This is a genomic window from Curtobacterium sp. BH-2-1-1, assembly GCF_001806325.1.
Lineage (GTDB): Bacteria > Actinomycetota > Actinomycetes > Actinomycetales > Microbacteriaceae > Curtobacterium.
Genome location: NZ_CP017580.1, coordinates 2,153,503 through 2,177,533 on the forward strand (window position 1 = coordinate 2,153,503; position 24,031 = coordinate 2,177,533).

At 70.9% G+C, this 24,031-nt stretch carries 23 protein-coding genes and 1 tRNA gene; 13 read left to right on the forward strand and 11 right to left on the reverse strand.

What is annotated here, in order from left to right:
- Positions 1–10: 10 nt before the first annotated feature.
- Positions 11–1,420, forward strand: a complete 1,410-nt coding sequence (gene cysS, locus BJK06_RS10245) for a cysteine--tRNA ligase (protein WP_070417804.1) — start codon at positions 11–13, stop codon at positions 1,418–1,420.
- 28 nt (positions 1,421–1,448) lie between these two features.
- Complete coding sequence (gene rlmB / locus BJK06_RS10250) at positions 1,449–2,459, forward strand: 23S rRNA (guanosine(2251)-2'-O)-methyltransferase RlmB (RefSeq protein ID WP_070417805.1); 1,011 nt, start codon at positions 1,449–1,451, stop codon at positions 2,457–2,459.
- 123 nt (positions 2,460–2,582) lie between these two features.
- On the opposite strand, the gene BJK06_RS10255 is transcribed toward rlmB, so the two are convergent.
- Together BJK06_RS10255 and BJK06_RS10260 are read right to left on the reverse strand one after the other, a co-directional pair.
- Positions 2,583–3,890: a DUF4032 domain-containing protein gene (locus BJK06_RS10255; protein ID WP_092385133.1), complete on the reverse strand. Its 1,308-nt coding sequence runs from the start codon at positions 3,888–3,890 to the stop codon at positions 2,583–2,585.
- 82 nt (positions 3,891–3,972) lie between these two features.
- Complete coding sequence (locus tag BJK06_RS10260; protein WP_070417806.1) at positions 3,973–5,073, reverse strand: ABC transporter ATP-binding protein; 1,101 nt, start codon at positions 5,071–5,073, stop codon at positions 3,973–3,975.
- Between the two features lie 243 nt (positions 5,074–5,316).
- On the opposite strand from BJK06_RS10260, the gene BJK06_RS10265 reads away from it, so the two are divergent.
- Complete coding sequence (locus tag BJK06_RS10265; RefSeq protein ID WP_070417807.1) at positions 5,317–6,261, forward strand: thioredoxin domain-containing protein; 945 nt, start codon at positions 5,317–5,319, stop codon at positions 6,259–6,261.
- A 19-nt stretch (positions 6,262–6,280) separates the two neighbouring features.
- Here the strand turns inward: BJK06_RS10265 and BJK06_RS10270 are convergent, their stop codons facing one another.
- On the reverse strand, positions 6,281–7,174 hold the full coding sequence (locus tag BJK06_RS10270) for a neutral zinc metallopeptidase (RefSeq protein WP_070417808.1): 894 nt from the start codon (positions 7,172–7,174) through the stop codon (positions 6,281–6,283).
- Positions 7,175–7,238: 64 nt separating this feature from the next.
- On the opposite strand from BJK06_RS10270, the gene BJK06_RS10275 reads away from it, so the two are divergent.
- Positions 7,239–8,180: a 2-deoxy-5-keto-D-gluconate 6-phosphate aldolase domain-containing protein gene (locus BJK06_RS10275; RefSeq protein WP_070417809.1), complete on the forward strand. Its 942-nt coding sequence runs from the start codon at positions 7,239–7,241 to the stop codon at positions 8,178–8,180.
- A 21-nt stretch (positions 8,181–8,201) separates the two neighbouring features.
- Here BJK06_RS10275 and BJK06_RS10280 read toward each other — a convergent pair whose 3' ends face one another.
- Entirely contained in the window at positions 8,202–8,999 is a 798-nt protein-coding gene (locus BJK06_RS10280; protein ID WP_070417810.1) for an NAD(P)H-hydrate epimerase, read from the reverse strand.
- On the opposite strand from BJK06_RS10280, the gene BJK06_RS10285 reads away from it, so the two are divergent.
- Both BJK06_RS10285 and BJK06_RS10290 read left to right on the forward strand, forming a co-directional pair.
- Complete coding sequence (locus tag BJK06_RS10285) at positions 8,998–9,798, forward strand: alpha/beta fold hydrolase (protein WP_070417811.1); 801 nt, start codon at positions 8,998–9,000, stop codon at positions 9,796–9,798. The two genes, BJK06_RS10280 and BJK06_RS10285, sit on opposite strands and share 2 nt — an antisense overlap.
- Before the next feature lie 53 nt (positions 9,799–9,851).
- Positions 9,852–10,883 (forward strand): aldo/keto reductase, encoded by a 1,032-nt coding sequence (locus tag BJK06_RS10290; RefSeq protein ID WP_070417812.1) that lies wholly within the window; start codon positions 9,852–9,854, stop codon positions 10,881–10,883.
- Positions 10,884–11,066: 183 nt separating this feature from the next.
- On the opposite strand, the gene BJK06_RS10295 is transcribed toward BJK06_RS10290, so the two are convergent.
- Both BJK06_RS10295 and msrB read right to left on the reverse strand, forming a co-directional pair.
- Positions 11,067–11,142 (reverse strand) — tRNA-Thr (locus BJK06_RS10295).
- Between the two features lie 36 nt (positions 11,143–11,178).
- On the reverse strand, positions 11,179–11,583 hold the full coding sequence (msrB, locus tag BJK06_RS10300) for a peptide-methionine (R)-S-oxide reductase MsrB (protein WP_070417813.1): 405 nt from the start codon (positions 11,581–11,583) through the stop codon (positions 11,179–11,181).
- Between the two features lie 57 nt (positions 11,584–11,640).
- On the opposite strand from msrB, the gene BJK06_RS10305 reads away from it, so the two are divergent.
- The 7 genes from BJK06_RS10305 to BJK06_RS10335 all read left to right on the forward strand — a co-directional run bounded on the left by BJK06_RS10305 (position 11,641) and on the right by BJK06_RS10335 (position 17,578).
- Complete coding sequence (locus BJK06_RS10305) at positions 11,641–12,114, forward strand: GNAT family N-acetyltransferase (RefSeq protein ID WP_070417814.1); 474 nt, start codon at positions 11,641–11,643, stop codon at positions 12,112–12,114.
- On the forward strand, positions 12,114–13,115 hold the full coding sequence (locus tag BJK06_RS10310) for a DUF2332 family protein (RefSeq protein ID WP_070417815.1): 1,002 nt from the start codon (positions 12,114–12,116) through the stop codon (positions 13,113–13,115). Before BJK06_RS10305 ends, BJK06_RS10310 begins: the two co-directional genes overlap by 1 nt.
- 96 nt (positions 13,116–13,211) lie before the next feature.
- The gene (locus tag BJK06_RS10315; RefSeq protein ID WP_229085283.1) at positions 13,212–13,508 is read left to right on the forward strand and encodes a DUF3263 domain-containing protein; all 297 of its coding nucleotides are present in this window, start codon (positions 13,212–13,214) and stop codon (positions 13,506–13,508) included.
- Positions 13,505–14,086, forward strand: a complete 582-nt coding sequence (locus BJK06_RS10320; RefSeq protein WP_070417817.1) for a LytR C-terminal domain-containing protein — start codon at positions 13,505–13,507, stop codon at positions 14,084–14,086. The genes BJK06_RS10315 and BJK06_RS10320 overlap by 4 nt, the downstream gene beginning before the upstream one ends.
- Positions 14,087–14,289: 203 nt before the next feature.
- Entirely contained in the window at positions 14,290–14,493 is a 204-nt protein-coding gene (locus BJK06_RS10325) for a cold-shock protein (RefSeq protein ID WP_022903461.1), read from the forward strand.
- 238 nt (positions 14,494–14,731) lie between these two features.
- Positions 14,732–16,351 (forward strand): chaperonin GroEL, encoded by a 1,620-nt coding sequence (gene groL / locus BJK06_RS10330; RefSeq protein WP_070417818.1) that lies wholly within the window; start codon positions 14,732–14,734, stop codon positions 16,349–16,351.
- A 177-nt stretch (positions 16,352–16,528) separates the two neighbouring features.
- Positions 16,529–17,578, forward strand: a complete 1,050-nt coding sequence (locus BJK06_RS10335) for an endonuclease domain-containing protein (RefSeq protein ID WP_156794830.1) — start codon at positions 16,529–16,531, stop codon at positions 17,576–17,578.
- A 59-nt stretch (positions 17,579–17,637) separates the two neighbouring features.
- Here BJK06_RS10335 and BJK06_RS10340 read toward each other — a convergent pair whose 3' ends face one another.
- The 5 genes from BJK06_RS10340 to BJK06_RS10360 all read right to left on the reverse strand — a co-directional run bounded on the left by BJK06_RS10340 (position 17,638) and on the right by BJK06_RS10360 (position 24,018).
- Positions 17,638–19,347: a cell wall metabolism sensor histidine kinase WalK gene (locus BJK06_RS10340; protein ID WP_070417820.1), complete on the reverse strand. Its 1,710-nt coding sequence runs from the start codon at positions 19,345–19,347 to the stop codon at positions 17,638–17,640.
- 80 nt (positions 19,348–19,427) lie between these two features.
- Positions 19,428–20,123: a response regulator transcription factor gene (locus tag BJK06_RS10345; protein WP_017888045.1), complete on the reverse strand. Its 696-nt coding sequence runs from the start codon at positions 20,121–20,123 to the stop codon at positions 19,428–19,430.
- Between the two features lie 51 nt (positions 20,124–20,174).
- Positions 20,175–21,872, reverse strand: a complete 1,698-nt coding sequence (locus BJK06_RS10350; RefSeq protein WP_070417821.1) for a DNA repair helicase XPB — start codon at positions 21,870–21,872, stop codon at positions 20,175–20,177.
- Between the two features lie 57 nt (positions 21,873–21,929).
- Positions 21,930–23,690: a helicase-associated domain-containing protein gene (locus tag BJK06_RS10355; RefSeq protein ID WP_070417822.1), complete on the reverse strand. Its 1,761-nt coding sequence runs from the start codon at positions 23,688–23,690 to the stop codon at positions 21,930–21,932.
- A 28-nt stretch (positions 23,691–23,718) separates the two neighbouring features.
- Positions 23,719–24,018 carry a hypothetical protein gene (locus tag BJK06_RS10360; protein ID WP_070417823.1) on the reverse strand — a complete coding sequence of 100 codons (300 nt, stop codon included), beginning with the start codon at positions 24,016–24,018 and terminating at the stop codon, positions 23,719–23,721.
- Positions 24,019–24,031 lie beyond the last annotated feature (13 nt).

Genomic DNA, 24,031 nt, shown 5'->3' on the forward strand with positions numbered 1-24,031 from the left:
GGCTGGACGCGTGACCGTTCGCCTCTACGACTCCCGCGCCGCTGCCGTCGTCGACCTCGTCCCGCTGGTCGACGGACAGGTGAGCATGTACGTGTGCGGTCCGACCGTGCAGTCGTCGCCGCACATCGGGCACCTGCGCTCCGCGCTCGTCTACGACATCTGGCGCCGCTGGCTCACCCACCGCGGCCTCCGGGTCACGCTCGTGCGGAACGTCACGGACATCGACGACAAGGTGCTCGACCTCGCGCACGGCACCGACGAGGCCTGGTTCGCCCGGGCGTACCGCGTCGAGCTCGAGTTCACGGCCGCGTACAACGCCCTCGGCATCCTGCCCCCGACGTACGAGCCCCGTGCCACCGCGAGCGTGCCGCAGATGCACGACATCATCACCAAGCTCATCGACCGCGGGCACGCCTACGCCGCGGCGGACGGCTCCGGCGACGTCTACTTCGACACCGGCAGCTGGGCGTCCTACGGGGCGCTCACCCGGCAGCGGCGCGAGGACATGGTCGAGGCCACCGACGCCGACCCCCGCGGCAAGCGCGACCCCCGCGACTTCGCGCTCTGGAAGGGCACCAAGCCCGGGGAGCCGTCGACGGCGAACTGGGACTCGCCCTGGGGCCTCGGCCGCCCGGGCTGGCACATCGAGTGCTCGGCGATGTCCCGGCGCTACCTCGGCCCGGCGTTCGACATCCACGGCGGCGGACTCGACCTGCGCTTCCCGCACCACGAGAACGAACTCGCGCAGTCCACGGCGGCCGGGGACCCGTTCGCCTCCTACTGGCTGCACAACGGCCTCGTCTCCGTCGACGGGCAGAAGATGTCGAAGTCGCTCGGCAACTCGATCTTCGCCGCGGACTTCCTCGGGTCCGCGCGTCCCGTGGTCGTCCGGTACTTCCTCGGCGCCGCGCACTACCGCTCGTCGATCGACCACCACGACGGTTCCCTGGCCGAGGCCGAGGCGGCCCTCGACCGGATCGAGGGCTTCCTGACCCGGGCCGCACCGCGGCTCGAGGGCGTCCGGCTGGCCGATGCTCCGGGGGTGCCCGAGGCCTTCGCCGCGGCGATGGACGACGACCTCTCGGTGCCCCAGGCCCTCGCCGTGCTGCACGAGACCGTCCGCTCCGGGAACGCCGCCCTCGACGCGGACGATGCGGAAGCGCTCGGAACCGCGTACCATCAGGTGGCTGCGATGGTGGAAGTGCTCGGCATCGATCCGCGAGCCGCCCACTGGTCGGGTGGTGGCCACGACGCAACGGCCGCACCGCTCGCAGCACTCGTCGAACGCCTCGTGCAGGAACGCGCCGACGCCAGGGCCGCACGCGACTTCGCCACGGCCGACCGCGTGCGCGACGACCTCGCATCCGCGGGCATCACGATCGAGGACACCGCAGCAGGTACACGCTGGAGCATCGCCTGACAACGGCAGTGCCGGACAGGAGAGAGCAATGAAGAACGTCTCGGGCAGCAAGAAGGGACGGCCGGGCGCCGTCCGGACCGGTCGCAAGGGCAACAAGCAGGTCGGCTCCGGGGGTCAGGGCGCGCAGGCGCTCGAGGGCCGCAAGCCCACGCCGAAGGCCGAGGACCGTCCGTACCACCCCGCCGGCAAGCGCAAGGCGGCGAAGGAGCGCTTCGAGGCCGCTCGCGGGCGCCACGGTGCGTCGAGCTCGCCGCAGCAGCGCACCGGTCGTCCGCCGCAGCGGAAGACCGACGACTCCGAGCTGGTCACCGGCCGCAACTCGGTGCTCGAGGCCCTGCGCACGAAGACCCCCTCGACGACGCTGTACATCGCCTCCCGCATCGAGGTCGACGACCGCGTCAAGGAGATCCTCGCCCTCGCCAACCACCGCGGCGTCCCGATCATGGAGATCATGCGTCCGGAGCTCGATCGCATCACGGGGCACGACAGCGTGCACCAGGGTGTCGCGCTCAAGGTCCCGGCGTACGAGTACGCCGTGGCCGAGGACGTGGTCGAGCGGGCGTTCGCCAAGGACGAGGTCCCGCTGCTCGTCGCCCTCGACGGCATCACCGACCCGCGCAACCTCGGTGCGATCATCCGGTCCACCGCGGCCTTCGGCGGCCACGGTGTCGTCGTCCCGCAGCGGCGTTCGGTCGGTGTGACCGCGTCCGCGTGGAAGACCTCGGCCGGTGCGGCCGCCCGGACCCCCGTCGCGATGGCCCCGAACCTCACGCAGACGCTCAAGTCGCTCAAGTCGATGGGCCTGTTCGTCCTCGGCCTCGACGGTGACGGCGACGTGGAGCTCGACGGCCTCGAGCTCGCCGACCGTCCGATCGTGATCGTCGTCGGTTCCGAGGGCAAGGGCCTCTCGCGCCTCGTCACCGAGACCTGCGACGCGATCGTCTCGATCCCGATCTCGAGCGCGACGGAGTCCCTGAACGCGGGCATCGCCGCGAGCGTCACCCTGTGGGAGGTCGCCCGGCGCCGTCGCGCCGAGTAGTCGCACACTTCGTGAGCAGGAATGGTCGCCTCCCGGTTCGGGAGGCGACCATTCCTGCTCACCAAGTGAGGCGCGCGGGCGCGTGGGCGTGCCCGGGGCGTGCCCGGGGCGACCCCGGGCCCGTCAGACCCCGGCTCGCCAGTCCTCGACGTCGTCGGGCGACGCCGGCACCGCGTCGTCGACGACCGGGATCGGCAGCGTCATCGACGAGGTCGGCGGGTTGATCAGCAGCCGCTCGTCGCGACGGTGCCGGAGCACGTCGTTGATGTACGCGGTCGTCGCCTCGGGGAGCGACACCGAGCGCTCTTCTTCCTGCGACATGAACCAGCGGTGCTCGAGCAGCTCGTGGAAGACCTCGGCCGGCTCGAGCCGCCCGCGCAGGTCCCGTGGGATCGAGCGGATCACCGGCTCGAACACCCGCGAGACCCACTCGTGCGCCACCATCTCCTCGTCGAGCAGGTCGCGGCCGTTGCGCGCCCGGTACGAGTCGAGGTCGTTGAGGAGCCGCCGCGCCTGGTTCTCGCCGGCGTCGATCCCGGTGAGGCGCAGGAGTCGTCGCTGGTGGTGTCCCGCGTCGACGACCTTCGGCTGGATGCGCACCTGCGACCCGCCCTCGGTCGTGTGGATCGAGAGCTCCTCGATGTCGAAGCCGAGCGCGTTGAGCCGTTCGACGCGGTCGTTGATGCGCCAGCGTTCCTTGACGTCGAACTGCTCCGTGCCGGTGAGTTCCTTCCAGAGCGTCCGGTACTGCGCGACGATCCGGTTCGAGACGTCCACGGCGTCGGCGTTCTCGTCGAGTCGACCGCCGGCCTCGAGGTCGAGGAGCTCGCCGGCGATGTTCACGCGCGCGACCTCGAGGTCGTTCTCACGCTGCCCGTTCGACAGGCCGCCGGGGTAGAGCTTGCCGGTCTCGGCGTCCACCAGGTACGCCGCGAAGGCACCGGCGTCACGTCGGAACAGCGTGTTCGAGAGCGAGACGTCGCCCCAGTAGAAGCCGATGACGTGCAGGCGCACGAGCAGGAGCGCGAGGGCGTCGACCAGGCGGGTGGCCGTCTCGGGCCGCAGTGTCTGCGAGTACAGGGCGCGGTACGGCAGCGAGAAGCGCAGGTGCCGGGTGACGAGCACCGGGTGCAGGGCCTCGCCGTCGGCGCTCACCCGGTTCGTGATCACGGCGACGGGGTCGACGCACGGCACGTCCATGCGCTGCAGGGTGCGGAGCATCTCGTACTCCGAGCGGGCGACCTCTTCGCCGGTCTCCTTCACGGCGACGACGTACCCGCCGAGCTGCACGAACCGCACGAGGTGCCGCGAGATGCCCTTCGGGAGCGCGACGATCGTCTCGTCCGGCCAGTCCGCCAGTGGGAGGTCCCACGGCAGGTCGAGGAGTCCGGGGTCGACGGTTGCGGCGGTGATGGACATCGAGTCGGGCACGGTTGGTTCCTCTGGTACGTGTGCGACGGACGGGAGGCGCGGTGCCAGCTGGCACCGCGCCTCCTGTGGGGACCTTCCAGCGTTACGCGCTGACGACGGCCTTGTCGTCGAGCCGCTCGCCCGACTCGGTGTCGAAGGCGTGCACGTGGCCCTGCTTCGGCGTGACGACGATCGTGTCACCGATCGACGGGTGCGAACGCCCGTCGACGCGGGCGACGATGTCGACGCGCGAACCCTTGACGTCGGCGTGACCGTACAGGTAGCCGTCGGCGCCGAGCTCCTCGACCACGTCGACCGTGACGGGCAGGCCCTCGCCCGACTGCGCCACGATGACGTCCTCGGGGCGGATGCCGACCGTGATGTTCCCGGAACGCGCGTTGGAGAGCGTGTCGCGGTCGATGGGGTGGTTGAGCGAACCGAACTTGATGCCGCCCTCGACCACGTCGGCCGGGAGGAGGTTCATCGCCGGCGAGCCGATGAAGCCCGCGACGAAGACGTTGTTCGGCTTCTCGTAGAGGTCGCGCGGCGAGCCGACCTGCTGCAGGATGCCGTCCTTGAGCACCGCGATGCGGTCACCCATGGTGAGCGCCTCGGTCTGGTCGTGCGTGACGTAGACCGTGGTGACGCCGAGACGACGCTGCAGCGAGGCGATCTGGGTACGGGTCTGGACGCGGAGCTTGGCGTCGAGGTTCGACAGCGGCTCGTCCATGAGGAACACCTGCGGCTGACGGACGATCGCGCGGCCCATCGCGACGCGCTGACGCTGACCACCGGAGAGCGCCTTCGGCTTGCGGCCGAGGTACTGCTCGAGGTCGAGGAGCTTCGCGGCTTCCTGCACGCGGGTGGCGCGCTCGTCCTTGCCGACGCCGGCGATCTTGAGCGCGAAGCCCATGTTCTCGGCGACGGTCATGTGCGGGTACAGCGCGTAGTTCTGGAACACCATCGCGATGTCGCGGTCCTTCGGCGGGACGTCCGTGACGTCGCGGTCGCCGATGCGGATCGAGCCGGAGTTGACCTCTTCGAGGCCGGCCAGCATGCGTAGGGACGTGGACTTGCCACAGCCCGAGGGGCCGACGAGGACGAGGAACTCGCCGTCGGCGACGTCCAGGTCCAGGGAGTCGACCGCGGGACGGTTGCCTCCGGGGTAGAGACGGGTTGCCTTGTCATAGGTGACGGACGCCATGAGCGTTCGGTCCTTCCTTCACCGGCAGGTACGTGCCGGACGATCCGAGTGAAGCGGTTGCCCGTGGGGGCCCCGGATGGTCGCCGTCGACCATCGAGGTTCATACAACACGATCTGCCCCGTGAGCGCCAGTGCTCACACCGGGTTGGGTGGTTCCCATCGGGTCCCGGTACGATCGGCGGGTCCGTCCGGCCTGCCGGGGGAAGCCGTACGGACGACGACCAACGTGAGGACACTCGACGCATGACCAACCGCCCCGAGGGTGACGCCCGCGCCGCGCGGAACGAACGACGCGAAGCCGCACGACAGCGCGCCCAGCGTGCCCGCACCCAGCAGAAGCGCCGCCAGCGCGGACTCCGACTCGGCCTGCAGATCGGCATCGGCGTCGTCCTGCTCGCCGCAGCGACCGTCGTGACACTCGTCCTCGTCGACTCCGTGCAGCCCGCGGGCCCCGGCCCGGCGAACACCTCGCAGGGCGGCATCACGATCGGGCAGGACCTCAAGGCGGTCACGGCGTCCTCGCAGTCGCCCGCGCCGACCTCGACGGACGCCGCCGGCTCGGTGCGCATCACGATGTACGTCGACTACCTCTGCCCGATCTGCGGCCAGTTCGAGGACGCGAACGGCGAGTACATCCAGAACCTCGTCGACTCCGGTGCGGCGACGGTGGACATCCACCCGATCGCGATCCTCTCGAACCGGTCGCAGGGCACGAAGTACTCGCTCCGTGCCGCGAACGCCGCCGCCTGCGTCGCGGACAGCTCGCCGGACCAGTTCTTCGCCGTCAACCAGGCGCTGTTCGCGAAGCAGCCGGAGGAGGGCACCGCCGGGTTGACCGACGCGCAGCTGACGAAGGTCGTCACGGGCGTGGACGGGCTGCAGAAGCGGTCGACGATCACGAAGTGCATCGAGGACCAGACATACAGCAAGTGGATCGACGAGCGGACCACCGCGGTGACCGGTGGTGACATCCCCGGGTCGACGCTCAAGGAGTTCCCCGGCACGCCCCTCGTGCTCGTGAACGGACAGCGCTACGAGCTCACGTCGCCGATCACGAACGACGACTTCCGGACCTTCGTGGTGACGGCTGCCGGTGCGAGCGACGCCACCCCGACGCCGACGCCGACGCCCACGCCGAGTGCCACCCCGACCCGGTCCGCGACGCCGAGCGCCTCGCCGTCGAACTGACCCGGGCTGCTGACCCGGACTACAGGGACGAACCCGGCACGCTGAACGTGTCGCACGCCGTCGCGCCGCGCTGGTAGCCCCGCAGGAACCAGTTCTGGCGCTGCTCGCTCGACCCGTGGGTGAACGAGTCCGGGTCGACCCGACCGCTCGAGCGCTCCTGGATGCTGTCGTCGCCGACGGCGCTCGCGGCGGACAGCGCGTCCTCGATCTCGGCACGCGTGATCGGCTCGAAGAAGGTCTCGCCGTTCGCGTCCTTCGTGGTCGCGGCGTCGCCGACCCAGGCGCCCGCGTAGCAGTCCGCCTGCAGCTCGACGCGGACGCTGCCGGACGACGCACCGGTCCCGGAGCGGTCGGTGTTCGCGAAGGCACCCTGGAGCTGCTGGATGTGGTGGCCCCACTCGTGCGCGACGACGTACATCTGCGCGAGCGGCCCTCCGGAGGAGCCGTACTTCGACTGCAGGTCGTCGTAGAACGCGGTGTCGAGGTAGATCGCCCGGTCCGGCGGGCAGTAGAACGGGCCGGTCGCCGCCGACGCCTGGCCGCACGAGGTGCTCGTCGAGCCGCCGAACAGGATGAACCCCGGGGTCGTGTAGGCGATCCCGAGCTTCCGTGACTCGGACGTCCAGTACCCGTCGAGCGACTCCGCGGCGCCCTCCATCCGGCACTCGATCTTGAGGTTCGCGTCACGGCCCGTTCGGCACTCGGCTGCTGCGTCGATGGTCTCACCGCGCTGCTGGATCTCGGTCGTGCCGTTGCCGCCGTCGATGATGCCGGAGAGGTCGACGCCGGTGAACTGTGCGATGAGGAACACGACGATGGCGCCGACGCCCACCGCGCCGCCGCCGATCGCAGCGCCGCGCCCCCGCCGGGTGACCTTCCCGCCCTTGAGCTGCGAGTCGTCGTTGAACGTCATGCCCCGAATGTACGGGTGAGCGGTGCTCGGTGCCCGCATCGGCGGGAGGAGTAGACCGGACGGCATGCCCGTCCTCGACGAATCCCACCCCCTCTTCCTCTTCGCGATGGACCAGCGGTCCTCGCTCCTCGAGCACACCTACGACGAGTCCGGCGGGGAGCCGCTCGACGACGCCGAGGCCGAGCGCGTGCGCGCCGGGAAGCAGCTCGTCTACCGCGGCGTCCTCACGGCGCTCGCGGCAGGTGCATCCCGCGAGCGGACCGGCGTCCTCGTCGACGAGCGCTACGGCTCCGACGTCGCCCGGCTCGTCAAGGAGGCCGGCCTCCAGCTCGCGATGCCGATCGAGCGGTCGGGCCGTGAGTGGTTCGAACTCGAGTACGGCGAGGACTGGATCGCGCACGTGGACGCCTTCGACCCGGACTGGGTGAAGGTGCTCGTGCGTGACAACCCCGACTTCGACGCGGAGCGCCGCGAGCGGCAGGCATCGGAGCTCGCCGAGGTCGCGGGCGTGCTGCACGTTGCCGGCCGGCCGTTCCTGGTCGAACTGCTCGTGCCAGCGACCGACGAGCAGCGGGCATCGGTCGAGGACTACGACCGCGACCTCCGACCGGACCTCGTCGTGCAGGTCATCGAGTACCTGCAGGACCACGGGGTCGAGGCGGACGTGTGGAAGCTCGAGGGCCTCGACGAGCGCGCGGACGCGGAACGGGTCGTCCGGACCGTGCGTCGCGGTGGCCGGGACGCGGTGCAGTGCATCGTCCTCGGACGGGACGCCCCCGAGGAGCAGCTCGACCACTGGCTGCGCACCGCCGCCGGGGTGGACGGGTTCGTCGGGTTCGCCATCGGTCGCAGCAACTGGGAGGAACCGCTCGAGGACGTCGTCCGCGAACACCTCGACACCGAGGCCGCCGAGGGACTCATCGCGGCGAACTACCGCCACTTCGTCGACACCTGGCTCGAGGCCCGCCCGGGCATCGAGCACGGCGTGGACGCCGGCGCGGTCTGACCCCGGGTCCGAGCCCGGGTCTCAGGTGCGGACCAGCGGCTCCACGCCCGCCAGGTCCTCACCGATCCCGACGTCGACGAGCTCGATCCGCCCGGCGAGGCTCGCGCCCGGTCCGCGGAGCAGCCCGGCCTTCACCCCGCCGAACGTCACCGTGACGTCCGCCTGCAGCACGTGGTCGTCCGCGATCGCGCCGGTGTCGACGTCGATGCCGCTCGGCACGTCGACCGCCACGACGAACGGTGCGCGCTGGTCGCGCGCGAGCTGGCGGATCGCCGCGACGACCTCGCGCGCCGGAGAGCGGAGCGCGGACGCGCCGTGCACGCCGATGCCGAGGATCCCGTCGAGCACCAGGTCCGTCTCGAGCGCCGCGTCGGTCGCGACGGCGGCCAGGCGCGCAGCGTCATCCCGGGAGGCCGCTGCGAGGAGGTCCGCGGCCGGACGGACCGACCCGGTGTCGGACGGGCGGTCCAGGAGGCGCGCCCCGGCGTCCAGCGCCGCTGCCAGGCCCGCCCCGTGGACGCGTGAGCCGACGCGCAGCACCGTCACGCGCCTCCCGTCCGCCGCCAGGCGTGCCCCCGCGAACAGCGCGTCACCACCGTTGTCGCCGCTGCCCACCAGCAGCAGGACCGATCCCGGTCCGTCAGCCGGACGCACGGCCGGGTCGTCGAGCAGTCCGCCGACGATCCGCGCCAGCCCGTCCGCCGCACGCTGCATGAGCGGTTCGCCCGCGTCGAGGTGCGGCCGCTCCGCCGCCCGGATCTGATCGCCGCCGTAGCCGTCCATGGCGACCACAGTGCCCCGGTAGCCTGGAGGGGACATGTCACTCGTCCCCGAAGCACCCCGTCCCCGCGTCGTGATGTCCCCGGACGGGCTGAAGATCGCCACCTACGACTTCGGCGACCCCGAGGCGCCGGCGGTCGTCGCCGTGCACGGGTTCGCCTCCGGCGCGCTGCTGAACTGGCACGCCTCGGGGTGGACGCGCGACCTCGTCCGCGCCGGGTACCGCGTCGTCGCGCTCGACCAGCGCGGGCACGGCGCCTCGTCGAAGCCGCACGACCCGTCCGCGTACTCGATGGAGCACCTCGTCGCGGACGTCGTCAGCGTGATCGACACCTACCTGCTCGACGACGTCGCGTACCTCGGGTACTCGCTCGGCGCCCGCGTCGGCTGGCACACCGCCGAGCAGCTCCCCGACCGGATCACCCGTGCGGTGTTCGGCGGCATCCCCGACGCCGACCCGATGCGGCGCGTGCGGGTCGACCAGGCGAAGGCGCACCTCGCCCACGGGACCCCGATCGAGGACCGCGTGACGAACGGCTACCTGACGATGGCCGCCGGCGTCGAGGGGAACGACCTCGGCGCGCTCGTGGCGATGGTCGAGGGGATGCGGGGCAGCATCGAGCCGACGCCGTCGAACGCGCCCGCGCAGCCCGTACTGATGGCCGCGGGCAGCGAGGACGGCATCAAGGACAGTGCCGTGCGGCTCGCGGCGGCGGCCCCGGACGCCTCGTTCTTCGAGATCCCGGGCCGGAACCACTTCAACGCACCGACGTCGCGCGACTTCCGCCAGGCCGCGATCACGTTCCTGACCGAGACCGCCGTGTCCGACCAGCGCTGACGGGTACTGCCAGGTCCTCGTTGTCCCCGGTGGTCGCGCGTACCGTCCCGGCCATGGACTACAGACTCCTCGGCAACAGCGGGACATCGGTGTCGACGCTGACCCTCGGCACCATGACCTTCGGCAGCGAAGCCGACGAACCCACCTCGCACACCATCATCGACACGTTCGTCGCCGCCGGCGGCACGCTCATCGACACGGCGGACGTCTACTCCGGCAACGAGTCCGAGCGCATCATCGGCCGCTGGCTCGCCGCGCACCCGACCGAGGCACAGCAGGTCGTCCTCGCCACCAAGGGGCGCTTCCCGCAGGGCGACGGGCCGAACGACCTCGGGCTGTCCCGTCGGCACCTCCGGGTCGCCCTCGACGCCTCGCTCGAGCGTCTCGGTGTCGAACACATCGACCTGTACCAGATGCACGCGTGGGACGCCCTCACCCCGATCGAGGAGACCCTGCGCTTCCTCGACGACGCCGTGTCCGCGGGCAAGATCGGCTCCTACGGGTTCTCGAACTACCTCGGGTACCAGATCACGAAGGCCGTGTACGAGGCGAAGGGCCACGGGTGGGCCCCGCCCGTGACGCTGCAGCCGCAGTACAACCTGCTCGTCCGCGACATCGAGCACGAGATCGTCCCCGCCTGCCTCGACGCCGGCATCGGCCTGCTGCCCTGGTCGCCCCTCGCCGGCGGCTGGCTCTCCGGCAAGTACCAGCGCGACGAGGCCCCCAGCGGCGCGACCCGGCTCGGCGAGAACCCGGCGCGCGGGATGGAGGCGTGGGAGGCGCGGAACGGCGACGAGCGCACCTGGGCCGTCCTCGACGCGGTGTCGGACATCGCCGACGCGCACGGTGCCTCGCGGTCGCAGGTCTCCCTGGCGTGGCTCCTCGCCCGACCGGCCGTGACGAGCGTCATCCTCGGTGCCCGGACGGTCTCGCAGCTCGAGGACAACCTCGGTGCCGCCGACCTCGTCCTCGACGACGCCGAGCTCGCACGGCTCACCGAGGTCAGCGCGCCGCGCATCGACGACTACCCCTACGGCACCGCGGGTGTCGCGCAGCGCGAGCGGAAGATCACCGGGGGTCGCTGAGCGTTCGCTGTCCGACGGGTGCGGCTTTCCGCGAGCTTGACCAGGGATGTGGACACCGTGTTCGGTGCGGTGTCACCATCACTGCACGACCGGCTGGTTACCGCGTCGAGCGCTCGGAACGCCCCCTGATCCGTGTTCCACGCGCCGAAGGCCCCGGGTGTTCCCACCCGGGGCCTTCGCACGTGGGGCCGGCAGCGGGACTCGAACCCGCAACCCCCGTATTACAAGTACGGTGCGCTACCAATTGCGCCATGCCGGCTGACGCGCCCATCCTAGCGGCGGACGCGCCGGGGCCTCACTCGCTCTTCTCGGAGAAGTTCAGCGAGATCGAGTTCATGCAGTAGCGGTCACCCGTCGGCGTGCCGAACCCGTCGGGGAACACGTGGCCGAGGTGCGAGCCGCAGTTCGCGCAGCGGACCTCGGTGCGTGCCATGCCGAGGGAGTTGTCCTCGAGCAGCTGCACTGCGTCGGGATCGACCGACTCGTAGAACGACGGCCAGCCGCAGCCGGAGTCGAACTTCGTGCCGCTCTTGAACAGCTCCGCGCCGCACGCCGCACAGGTGTAGACACCGGCGCGCTCCTCGTCGAGGAGGTCACCCGTCCACGGGCGCTCCGTGCCGGCCTGCCGGAGGACGGCGTACTGGTCCGGGGAGAGCTCCTCGCGCCACTGGGCGTCGGACTTGTCGACGTTGTATGCCATTGTTTCCTCCTGCTCCTGTCGCCGTTGCTGGACGACCACTTCGGTAAACTCGCGACGATGTCCGAACATTCCGTGCACCACGCCCGTTGGGACCGTCTGACGACGGACGAACTGTACGGCATCGTGGTGATCCGGAACCGCGTGTTCGCACTGGAACAACGCGTCACGGCCGAGGACTACGACGGCCGTGACCGTGAACCGGACACCGAGCACTGGTGGTTCGGCACCGACGACCGAGCGGTTGGGTACCTGCGGCTCATCCGACCCGCACCGGACGAGGTCCACCCGGACGGTTCGGCAGCACCCGCCTGGGTGATCGGCCGGGTCGCCACCGACCCCGGACACCGCGGGAGCGGGATCGCCGGTCGCCTCGTGGCCGCGGTGCTCGGTGCGCACGGGCACGAGCCGTTCGTCCTGCACGCCCAGGAGTACGTCGCTGGACTCTACGAGCGCCACGGCTTCGTCCGCTTCGGAGCGCCCTACGACGAGGCCGGCATCCGTCACGTCGGCATGCACCGTCCCGGTCGCTGATGGACACGCGGGAGCGGTACGCCGCCTACGCGGAGCGCATCGCGGGCGTCTCGCCGTCCTACGCCGCGTGGGCGCGGTCGCTGGACGACGGGGCGGTGTCTTTGCTCGACGAGGTCCCGGAATCGAAGCGGCAGCCGGAACTCCTCTTCGCGGTCGCCCGTCGCCTGGGCGCCGATCCGGCGGACCCCGGTGCGCTGCGCGCGCTCGTCCAGGAGGCGCGACCCGCCCTGGTCGCCGCCCTCGCCTCCGCCACGGTGCAGGCCAACGACCCCAGACGCCTCGCCCCGGTGGTCCCGCTGTTCGCGGCGCTCGCCGCGCGGGTCGGGCGGCCGCTCGGTCTCGTCGACGCGGGGGCGGCGGCGGGGCTGTGCTCGATCCCGGACCGGGTGACGCTCGACTACGTCGTCGGGGCGCGGTCCGAGGTCGTCCGCATGCACACGGCCTCCGTCGAGCCCGGCGTGCACCTCGTCGCGGCGGCCAGCGGCGCGGTGCCGGCACCGGCAGCGTGCCCGATCGACGTCCGGGCGCGGGTGGCCCTCGACCCGAACCCGATCGACCTCGCCGGGCCCGGGGCGTTCGACCGGCTCGTCGAGGCCGTCCCGCCCGAGGCGACGGACCGCACCGCCCTGATGCGCGAGGCTGCGCGTGCGACGCTCGCCGCGCCTCCCGTCCGCATCCGGGGCACCCTGCCTGGTGACCTCGACCGCGCACTGGAGGCCCTGCCGGACGACGTCGTGCCCGTCGTCCTGACCACCGGGACCCTCGTGTACGTCCCCGGCGCGGACCGCCAGCGGTTCGTCGACCGGGTGCGCGAGCGGGGCGTGCACTGGATCGCGCTGGAACGCACGGGGATCCTCAGCGGGGTCGCCGCGACCCTGCCGGACGACGTCGACCCCGCTGATCCGGAGGCGTTCGCGACCGCATCGCTCGACGGTGTGGCCCTGGCCGTCTCGGACCCGTTCGGGGTCCGCGTCCGGTGGTTGGCCGATCCGAACCTGTGACCGGTCTTCGCGACAGTCCAGCGGCGTGCCAGGGTGCGGATGACCTCCACCCCTACGATGTGCGAGACCCGTTCCCCCACCGTGATCGGAACCGCAGTGACCGCCACACCCGTCGAGCTCGACGAGCTCGCCAAGCACGTGCTCGCGTTCGAGCACGACCGGGCACGGCACGACCGCACGAAGGAAGCGGAGATCCGGGTCGAGTTCGACATGTCGCCCGCTCGGTACTACCAGGTGCTGAACCGTGTGATCGACTCGCCCGCGGCGCTCGCGTACGACCCGCAGCTGGTCTCCCGGCTGCAGCGGCTCCGGTACGCGCGCACCAGTGCCCGGGCGGCGCGCAGCTTCGTCGCGCCCGGTGCAGCTCCCGAAGGACGTGAAGAGGAACGATGACGACGAGATACCCCCGAGACCGGTTCGACGACGTCGCCGACGGCCCCCGGGTCGGGGCGCACCGCGGTGCGCAGCGGCGTGGGCGCGGGTGGATCGCGTTCGCGTGGGCGGCGCTCGCCACCGGTGTCATCGTGGGGGTCTGCGTCGTCGCGCTCGCGCTCCTGAACGGCAGCTACTCGTTCACCGGCTCGGCATCGCCGTCGGCTTCGGCCTCGGCGTCGGCGTCCGCATCGGCGGCGCCGTCGTCGTCCGCGTCCTCGTCGGCGTCGCAGGCACCGGCCGCGGGGACCCCGGCCGACCAGGGTGCGACGACGCTCGTCGTGCTGAACGGCACGTCGACGACCGGCCTCGCGGCGAAGGGCAGCGCGGCGCTGACCTCGGCCGGGTGGAAGGTGACGTCGACGGGGGACGCCGGCACGACCGGGGCGACCTCGACGATCGTGTACTACCAGCAGGCCGCCCAGGCCGCCGTCGCGCAGGGCATCGCGAAGTCGCTGGGCACGACCGCGGTGCAGCAGTCGGCGGCGTTCCCGAACGCCGACATCAGCGTCGTGCTCGGCGCGGACTACGCCGGCTGATCGTTCCCGGCGCATTCCTGGTCGCGTTCTCCGGTTGGTGATGCGTGCATTTGTGACGGCCGTGTTTCGAGCACGTTGATTCTTGTCGGAATCGACGTGAAACAACGTCACACCTCTTGCCCTGTCGGCATTGTTCGGTAAGAGTCTCCCCAAGACGGCGACTACGCCGTCCGCACCAGCACCACCGCAGGGAGCAAGAGATCATGGCCAACGGAACCGTGAAGTGGTTCAACGCCGAGAAGGGCTTCGGCTTCATCACCGTCGATGGAGGGGGCCAGGACGTGTTCGTGCACTACTCGGCAATCGACATGTCGGGGTACAAGGTCCTCGAGGAGGGCCAGGCAGTGACGTTCGACGTCGGCACCGGGTCGAAGGGGCCGCAGGCCGAATCGGTCCGTCCCGCCTGACCCGGCAACCACCTCGCGAACGCGCCGTCCCGTCCGGGGCGGCGCGTTCGTCCGTGTGCGGCGACCGGCGTTCGTCGCTTCGGTCCCTCGTGTCGGTGCGTGTCCTGGGAACTCGACCCGCGCCTCCTGGCGGTGTTGCACTCGACCCCTGCGAGTGCCAGAATCGGCGTTGGCACTCGCTCACGCTGAGTGCCAGCACGACCCCCATGACGACGTCCGGGAGGGACGAGAAACTCACATGGCTAAGATCATTGCTTTCGACGAGGAGGCCCGCCGTGGCCTCGAGCGCGGCCTGAACATCCTGGCTGACGCCGTGAAGGTGACGCTCGGCCCGCGCGGCCGCAACGTCGTCCTCGAGAAGAAGTGGGGCGCCCCCACGATCACGAACGACGGTGTCTCCATCGCCAAGGAGATCGAGCTCGACGACCCGTACGAGAAGATCGGTGCGGAGCTCGTCAAGGAGGTCGCCAAGAAGACCGACGACGTCGCCGGTGACGGCACGACCACCGCGACCGTCCTCGCCCAGGCCCTCGTCCGCGAAGGCCTCCGCAACGTCGCCGCCGGTGCCGACCCCGTGTCGCTCAAGCGCGGCATCGAGAAGGCCGTCGCCGCCGTTTCCGACCAGCTCCTCGCCAACGCGAAGGACATCGAGACCAAGGACCAGATCGCCGCGACCGCGTCGATCTCGGCCGCTGACCCGACCATCGGCGCGCTCATCGCCGAGGCCATCGACAAGGTCGGCAAGGAAGGTGTCGTCACCGTCGAGGAGTCGAACACCTTCGGCACCGAGCTCGAGCTCACCGAGGGCATGCGCTTCGACAAGGGCTACCTGTCGCAGTACTTCGTGACCGACCCCGAGCGTCAGGAAGCCGTCTTCGAGGACGCCTACATCCTGATCGTCAACTCGAAGATCTCGAACATCAAGGACCTCCTGCCGGTCGTCGACAAGGTGATCCAGGCGGGCAAGCAGCTCCTGATCATCGCCGAGGACGTCGACGGCGAGGCCCTGGCCACGCTCGTCGTGAACAAGATCCGCGGCATCTTCAAGTCCGTCGCCGTCAAGGCCCCGGGCTTCGGCGACCGTCGCAAGGCCATGCTGCAGGACATCGCGATCCTCACCGGCGGCCAGGTCATCTCGGAAGAGGTCGGCCTCAAGCTCGAGAACGCGACGCTCGACCTGCTCGGCAAGGCCCGCAAGGTCATCATCACCAAGGACGAGACGACCATCGTCGAGGGTGCCGGTGACGAGGAGCAGATCGCGGGCCGCGTCCGCCAGATCCGCTCCGAGATCGAGGCGACCGACTCCGACTACGACCGCGAGAAGCTCCAGGAGCGCCTCGCGAAGCTCGCCGGTGGCGTGGCCGTCATCAAGGCCGGTGCCGCGACCGAGGTCGAGCTCAAGGAGCGCAAGCACCGCATCGAGGACGCCGTCCGCAACGCGAAGGCCGCTGTCGAAGAGGGCATCGTCGCCGGTGGTGGCGTCGCCCTCATCCAGGCGTCCGTCGTGCTCGACACCCTCGAGCTCGAGGGCGACGAGGCGACCGGTGCGAACATCGTCCGCGTCGCGATCGACGCGCCGCTCAAGCAGATCGCGCTGAACGCCGGTCTCGAGCCGGGTGTCGTCGCCGCCAAGGTCCGCGAGCTCGAGTCGGGTCACGGCCTCAACGCCGCGACCGGTGAGTACGTCGATCTCGTCGCCGCGGGCATCATCGACCCGGCCAAGGTCACGCGCTCGGCGCTGCAGAACGCTGCGTCGATCGCCGGTCTGTTCCTCACGACCGAGGCCGTCGTCGCCGACAAGCCCGAGCGCACCCCTGCTGCTCCGGCCGGCGACCCGACGGGTGGCATGGACTTCTAAGCAGTCCTGACGGAAGGGCCTCGCACGCTGCGCGTGCGGGGCCCTTCCGCGTGCGGGGGGGGGGGGGGGCGGCGCCGGCGGGGGCTGGGGGCGGGCGGGGCCGCCGAGCGGGCGGAAGACGTCACGCTCGCCGATTCCTGGCGGCACCTACCGCCCGCTCCGCGAACCACGCGCGGCGTGTTCTGCCCGCTCAGTCCCGAGACTGTTCCCGCACAGGAGGCGCGGCTCGGCAGTTCTCCACAGGTCGCCTCCCGAAGATCCTCCGTTGGGCACCTCTTGGCGACGATGGTGCGCATGCGCGACGCACGTCCCCTTCCGGTTCCGTTCCAGTACGCCCCGTTCCGCGTTCGGGACGCGCTTGCGCGGGACATCCCCGCGGGTCGACTCCGGCGCCGTGACCTCGAGTCGCCCGTCCACGGTGTGCGCGCTCGTGCCGGTTCGACCGTCAGTCGGATCGACGCGATCGCGGTGGTGCTCCGACCCGACCAGCACTTCAGCCACACCAGTGCGGCGTCGATCTGGGGCGCACCGTTGCCGTCGGCTGCTCGCAACGGCCCGGTGCACGTCACCTCGGCGTCGGACAACGCCATGCGGCGCACCGGAGTGGTGGGGCACCGGTCGGCATCGACGGACGTCCGACTGCACTGTGGCAAACGGGTGAGCGCACCGGCGCAGATGTGGTTCGAGTGTGCCTCGCTGCTCGAACTCGCCGACCTGGTGGTGATCGGTGATCACCTCGTCGGTCGGAGCGGACTCGCGACCATCGATGAGCTCGCCGAGGCGATCCGTGCTGGGGCACGAGCATCTCGGATGGCGCGTGCTGCACTGGAGTTGATCCGCGTCGGAGCGGAGTCAGCGATGGAGACCCGCGTCCGTCTCGCCGTCGTCGACGCGGGGTTCCCCGAGCCGCAGCTCAACATCGACGTCCTCGACGGTGCTGGCAAGTTCCTCGGACGCGTCGACATGGCCTGGCCGGAGTACCGCATCGCCCTCGAGTACGACGGTGACCACCACCGGGAGCGCGAGACCTTCCACCACGACCAGCGTCGCCGGAACGGCTTCGAGGTGAACGGCTGGCTCGTGATCCACGTCACCGCTGCCGATGCCGCTCGTCCAGCGGTCATGTTCGAGCGACTGCGTCAGGCTTTCGCGTTGCGAGTGGGCAGGACACGCGGCCAGTCGACCGCCGACCGGGCGGTTCGTGCCGGTCTGGAGCGTCGAACGTGACAGATAGTGCCCGCTCGGGACGGGCGTGGGCCGGCGGGCGGGCGGCACGCCCGCGGGCGTCAAGCGCCGGCGGGCGCGGGGGCGGCGTAGTCGCGGGGGAGCAGGGGGAGCCACACGCGGAAGGTCGCGCCGCCGCCCTCGGTGTCGAACACCTCGACCGACCCGTGGTGCGCCGCGACGATGCCCGAGACGATCGCGAGCCCGAGGCCCGAGCCGCCGGTGTCCCGTGCGCGCGAGGTGTCGGCACGCCAGAAGCGCTGGAAGATCTTGTCGCGCAGCTGCGGCGGGATGCCCTCGCCGTGGTCGATCACGTCGATGTGCGCCATCCCGCGCTCGTCGTCCACGCCGATGCCGATCTCGATCGGGTCGTCGTGCTCCGTGAAGCGCATGGCGTTGCCCATGAGGTTCGTCACGATCTGGCGGATCTTGTTCTCCTCCGCCAGGACGATCGGCGGCCGCTTCGGCAGCACGACGGTGGGCAGCGGGGTGGTCTCGTCGGTGGGGGCAGCCGTGCCGTCGACACCCATCGCGCGGGTGCGGCGGGCGCGGAGTCGCGCGATCGTCTGGCGCGAGAACGCGATGGGGCCGGTCGTGTTCGCGGACGTCGGCGATGCCGGGGGGCCGTCGCCGGAACCGGGGGCCGAGGCGGGAGCCGACGCCGGGCGGACCGCGTGCGGCACGCTCTCGCCGGTCACCGAGTCCTCGACGAGCACCTGGATCTCGCGGTCGGGGTTCGACGCCATCGTGTCGAGCGCGGAGTCACGGGCGATGGCGACGAGGTCGACCGGGCCGAGCTCGAGCGGCTTCGACTCGTCGATGCGGGCGAGCTGTAGCAGGTCCTGCACGAGGAGGCCCATGCGCTGGGCTTCCTTCTCGATGCGCTCCATCGCCTGGGCGACGTCCTCTTCCTTACGGAGCGCGCCCATCCGGTAGAGCTCGGCGTACCCGCGGAGCGACACGAGGGGCGTGCGGAGCTCGTGGGAGGCGTCCCCGACGAACCGGCGCATCTGGTCGATGGTGCGCTGCCGGTCCTCGAACGCGGAGTCGATGCGCTCGAGCATGGAGTTGAGGGACCGGTTCAGTCGACCGACCTCGGTGTTGGGGGTGTCGGCTTCGAGGCGCTGGTTGAAGTCACCGGCGGCGAACCGGGCAGCGGTGTCCTCGACGTCGCGCAGGGGGTCGAACGTCGCTGTCACGAGGAGCCGAGTGAGCATGGCGCCGAGCAGGATCACCGAGGCACCGAAGCTCAGGAAGATGGCGGTGAATCGCAGGACGGTCTGGTCGGTGTCGGCGCTCGACACCGCGACCAGGACGTACCCGGCCTGCGTGGTGCCGGTCGACTGGTCCTGCAGCGACGCCGGGATGACCTGCGCACGCCACTCGTGGTTGTGCTGGCTGTCGTACAGCGAGAAGCGCGAACTGGTCTGCGCCGCGGAGGAGAAGTCGAGCTCGTGGATGTCGGGGCGGCTCGACGCCGGGGTCTGGCAGATCTGCTTGCCGGCGGAGTCGTACGCGGCGACGTACGCGCTCTGCGAGAGGACGACGGAGAGCTTGCAGTACTGCTCACCGTCGCTGATGTTCTGACCCTCGAGCTGTTCCGTCGTCTGACGGACGTTGTTGTCCAGCTGGGCCATGAGGTACGTCGACAGCACCGTCATCGTGCCGAGCCCCGCGACGAGCAGTCCGAGCGCCACCAGGAGCACCGTGATCCCGGTGATCTTGGTGCGCAGGGAGATCCCGTCCCACCAGCGGCTCATTCGCGTGTGCATGCTGCCCCAACGATAGACAGCGGTCGCCCGGTGAAACCGGACGACCGCCGTGAAGACGAACCCCGAGGGGTCCGGACGACCTACGAGGCCTTGGACGCCTTGAGCATGTAGCCGAACCCGCGCTTGGTCTGGATGATCGGCTCGGCCGAGTACTGGTCGAGCTTGCGGCGCAGGTAGGAGATGTAGGACTCGACGATGCCGGCGTCGCCGTTGAAGTCGTACTCCCACACGTGGTCGAGGATCTGCGCCTTCGACAGCACGCGGTTCGGGTTGAGCATGAGGTAGCGGAGCAGCTTGAACTCGGTCGGGGAGAGCTCGATCTGCGCGTCGCCGATCGTGACCTCGTGCGTGTCCTGGTCCATCGTGAGCTCGCCGGCGCGGATGATCGCGTCTTCCTCGTCGTTCATCGTGCGACGGAGGATCGCCTTGATGCGGGCGACGATCTCGTCGAGGGAGAACGGCTTCGTGACGTAGTCGTCGCCGCCGACGGTGAGACCGGTGATCTTGTCCTCGGTGTCGTCCTTGGCGGTGAGGAACAGGATCGGGGAGGTGTACCCCGACGACCGCAGGCGCTTGGTGACGCCGAAGCCGTTCATGTCGGGCAGCATGACGTCGAGGATGATCAGGTCCGGCTCTTCCTCGAGCACGGCGGAGATCGCCTGTGCTCCGTTGCCCACCGCGCGCACGGCGAAGCCGGCGAAACGCAGCGAGGTCGTCAGGAGGTCGCGGATGTTCGGCTCGTCGTCGACGATCAGGATCTTGGGGCCATCGCTCATGGTCCTATCTTCTGACCGTTCCCTAGTGGTTTCCTGAGAGCGGTTGGTGCGTCAGCCCACGACCGCCTGGACCTGGTCGGCATCGAGGATCGTGTAGGAGTACCCCTGCTCCGCGAGGAACCGCTGCCGGTTCTGCGCGAAGTCCTGGTCGACGGTGTCCCGCGTCACGAGCGTGTAGAACGACGCCGGCAGCCCGTCCTTGTTCGGGCGGAGGAGTCGGCCGAGTCGCTGGGCCTCTTCCTGACGGGATCCGAACGAGCCGGACACCTGGATCGCCACCGTCGCGTCGGGCAGGTCGACCGAGAAGTTCGCGACCTTCGAGACGACGAGCACGTCGATCGACCCCTCGCGGAAGGCCTGGTAGAGCCGCTCCCGCTCGTCGACGGGGGTCGAACCGGTGATCTCGGCGGCGTCCAGGGACCCGGCGAGCGAGTCGAGCTGGTCGATGTACTGCCCGATCACGAGGATCTGCTCGCCGCGGTGCTTCTCGATGAGCTCGCGCACCACCGGGGTCTTCGCCGGCGAGGTCGCCGCGAGCCGGTACCGCTCGTCGTCGCTTGATGCCGCGTACTCGAGGCGGTCCTGGTGCGGCAGGTCGATGCGCACCTCGTAGCAGGCGGCGGGGGAGATGTACCCCTGCGCCTCGATCTCCTTCCACGGGGCGTCGTAGCGCTTCGGCCCGATGAGCGAGAAGACGTCGCCCTCGCGCCCGTCCTCGCGCACGAGGGTCGCCGTGAGCCCGAGTCGCCGCCGGGCCTGGAGGTCGGCGGTGAGCTTGAACACCGGCGCCGGCAGCAGGTGCACCTCGTCGTAGACGATGAGTCCCCAGTCGAGGGCGTCGAGGAGCGACAGGTGCGTGTACTCGCCCTTCCGGCGGGCGGTGAGGATCTGGTACGTCGCGATCGTGACCGGACGGATCTCCTTCACGCTGCCCGAGTACTCGCCGATCTCGTCCTCGGTGAGGGTGGTCCGGCGCAGCAGCTCGGATCGCCACTGCCGGGCCGAGACGGTGTTCGTCACGAGGATGAGCGTCGTCGCCTTGACCGTCGCCATCGCTCCGGCGCCCACGAGCGTCTTGCCGGCACCACAGGGCAGCACGACGACGCCGGAGCCCTGCGCGAAGAACGTGTCGACCGCCTGTTCCTGGTAGGGACGCAGGTGCCAGTCGTCGGTGTCGAGGTCGATCGGGTGCGGCTGCCCGGGCGTGTACCCGGCGAGGTCCTCGGCCGGCCAGCCGAGCTTCACGAGCTCCTGCTTGATCTGCCCGCGTGCCCACGGGAGCAGCTCGACCTCTTCCGGGGAGCGCATGTCGCCCAGCAGCGGCTTGATCCGCTTCGAGCGGATGACCTCGGCGAGGACCGTGGGCTCGGACGCGGTGAGGAGCAGGACCGGCTGGCGCTCGAGCTCTTCGGCCGGGGAGTTCGCGATCGCCGGCGCGTCCGGACGCTCTTCGCGCCGGATGACGAGTCGGCCGTACCGTGCCACGGTGTCGCGGATGTCCACCGTGACGCTCTGCGGGACGGGGAACTTCGCGAAGTGCTCGAGCGTGTGGATCATGCTCTCGGCGTCGTGCCCGGCCGCCCGCGCGTTCCACAGGCCGAGTCGGGTGATGCGGTACGTGTGCACGTGTTCCGGCGCGCGTTCGAGCTCGGCGAACACCGCGAGGTCGTGCCGTGCGTCCTCGGCGTCGGGGTGCGCCACCTCGAGGAGCACGGTGCGGTCGCTCTGCACGATCAGCGGTCCGTTCATGACGGATCAGCCTAGGCCGCTCGGCTGCGAACCAGCGCGGATCGGCTCACCTCTGGATCAGGCGTCGCTCTCCACAGCCACCACGAGGGAGAGCGGGAGCGTCCGCTCGACGTCGACGGCCGTGTCGCGTCCCCGCACGCGTCCGGCGGCGACCGAGGTCGGCACGATCGAGAACGGCCGCTCGGAACCGTCCGGCATGCGCACCGTCAGGCGGATCGGCGTGCGTCCTCGGACGGCGAGGTCGATCTGCCGCCCCAGCCACTCCTGCTCGGGCTCGGCCTCGCCGCGCTCGGTGGTGACACGGAGCCGTTCCACGAGTGCGTGCGCCGCCTGCTCCGGGTTGCGTCCGGTGGTGCGTCGACGGCCTGGAGGAACGGATCCCGTCGCCGGGCGGGCTGCGGCCGTCAGGACGGCCGGGTAGCGCTGGTCCTCGAGCGCCGTGTGGACGACGTGCGGCGGGTAGCGGGTCAGCAGGGTGGTCAGGTCGCTGCGCTCCCACGCCAGCTGCCGGAGCTCGGCGTCCACCCCGATGAGGTCGAGCTGGTCCGGCGTGCCGTGCACGCGGGCCCCGACCCCGTCGGCGCCGACGTCGACCACGATGCTGCCGTCCCGCGAGGACACCTGGTCGACGAGGTAGGAGAGCGGCTGCGGCAGGCCCGTCGCGGACAGCCGTTCCAGCAGCGCGACGACGTCCTGCCGGGTGTGGCCGGCCCGGAACGCGCGGCGGAGCGAGTCCTCGGAGATGCGGTACCGGGCGGCGAGGCCCGGCGCCTCGAGCACGGCGACGGTCCGGAGCGCGGCGTCGTCGACCGGCGCGAGCGGTCCCGGTGCGATGACCGTGAGGTCGTGCTGCAGGTACACGGCGTCGACCGTGCGGGGGAGGTCCTCCGCAGCGGGGGCCGGGTCTCCGTCCAGCAGTGCACGGCCGGTGCTCGTCACGCGGCCGTCGACCGTGAGCCCGAGTGCGGCCGCGGTGCCCGCGACGTCGAGCAGCACCGCGTCGAGCCAGCGCGAGCCCGCCGGGTACGCCCACCGGCCGGCCGACACGAGGTCGCGCAGGTCGTCGCCGGCCACGTCGAGCACGCTCCGGACGGCGGGGTCGAGTGCGTCCCGCCATGCCGACACCAGCGTCGACCAGCGGTCCGGCCAGCTCGCGACGAGCCAGGCGTCGCCGGCCGCCGTGGTCGCCCACGTGCCGTTGCCCGTGTCCGCGAACCCGATCCGTTCGAGCAGCGCCAGGCGGCCGGGGACCACGACCGGGTCCGCGCCGGCACGCTCGCCGAGCGTCTTCGCGAGCGGGGTGCCGATGCCGCCCTTCACGAGCTCGCGCACCGCGCCCTCGGACACCGCCCGGAGGAGTTCGGCGAGCACGGTCATCGTCGCGAAGGCGTGCTCCGCGCCGGTCGTCCGGGCGCGCTCGTCGTCGCCCGTCTCGTCCACCGGAGCGGCGGGGCGGGGGTGGTCCGCGCCTCCTGGGAGACCGGCGATCTCGTCGTGGGCGGCCAGCCGGGCCGACACCGCGTCGTCGACGCCGCCGTCCTCGTCCGCCAGGCCGAGCGCGACCGCCGGGGCGAGGTCGTCGGCGGAGCCCGCGCCGTCACGCAGCGCGAGCAGTGTCCGACGGGGCAGGTGCTCGATCGCGGCGTCGACCGCGTCGTCGGTGCGGAGCGCCTCGGCGAGGTCGAAGAAGTCCGAGATGCGCAGCGGGCCGGTCTCGGCGAGGACCGCCGCGGGGAGCCGGCGCGCCACGACGAGCCGTTCGAGGGCGTCGTCCGGCATCGCCCGGAGCCGGGCGGCGAGGTCTGCGGTGGTCGTCATCGTCCGCCGCGCTCGTCCGACGCGGTCCTCAGCGCGCCGTCCGGTTCGCTCGGGCCCGACGGGTCCAGGTGATGCCGAGGAGGGTGAACACGAGCACCATGCCGATCGGGAAGCCGACCAGCGGGATCGCCATGATCACGGGCCACGGCATCGATCCCTGGGCGCTGGGGACGGTCAGCCACATCACGATCATGGCGGCCATGCAGAGGAAGGCGGCGATGAAGATCCCGCCGACCATGAACGCGAGGGCGCGTTCGGTACGATTGAACGTCACCGGGGGTTCCGCGGAGTCCTGCGTGTTCCCGGTGGACCGGGTCGGGTTGGCCATCGACCCAGGATAT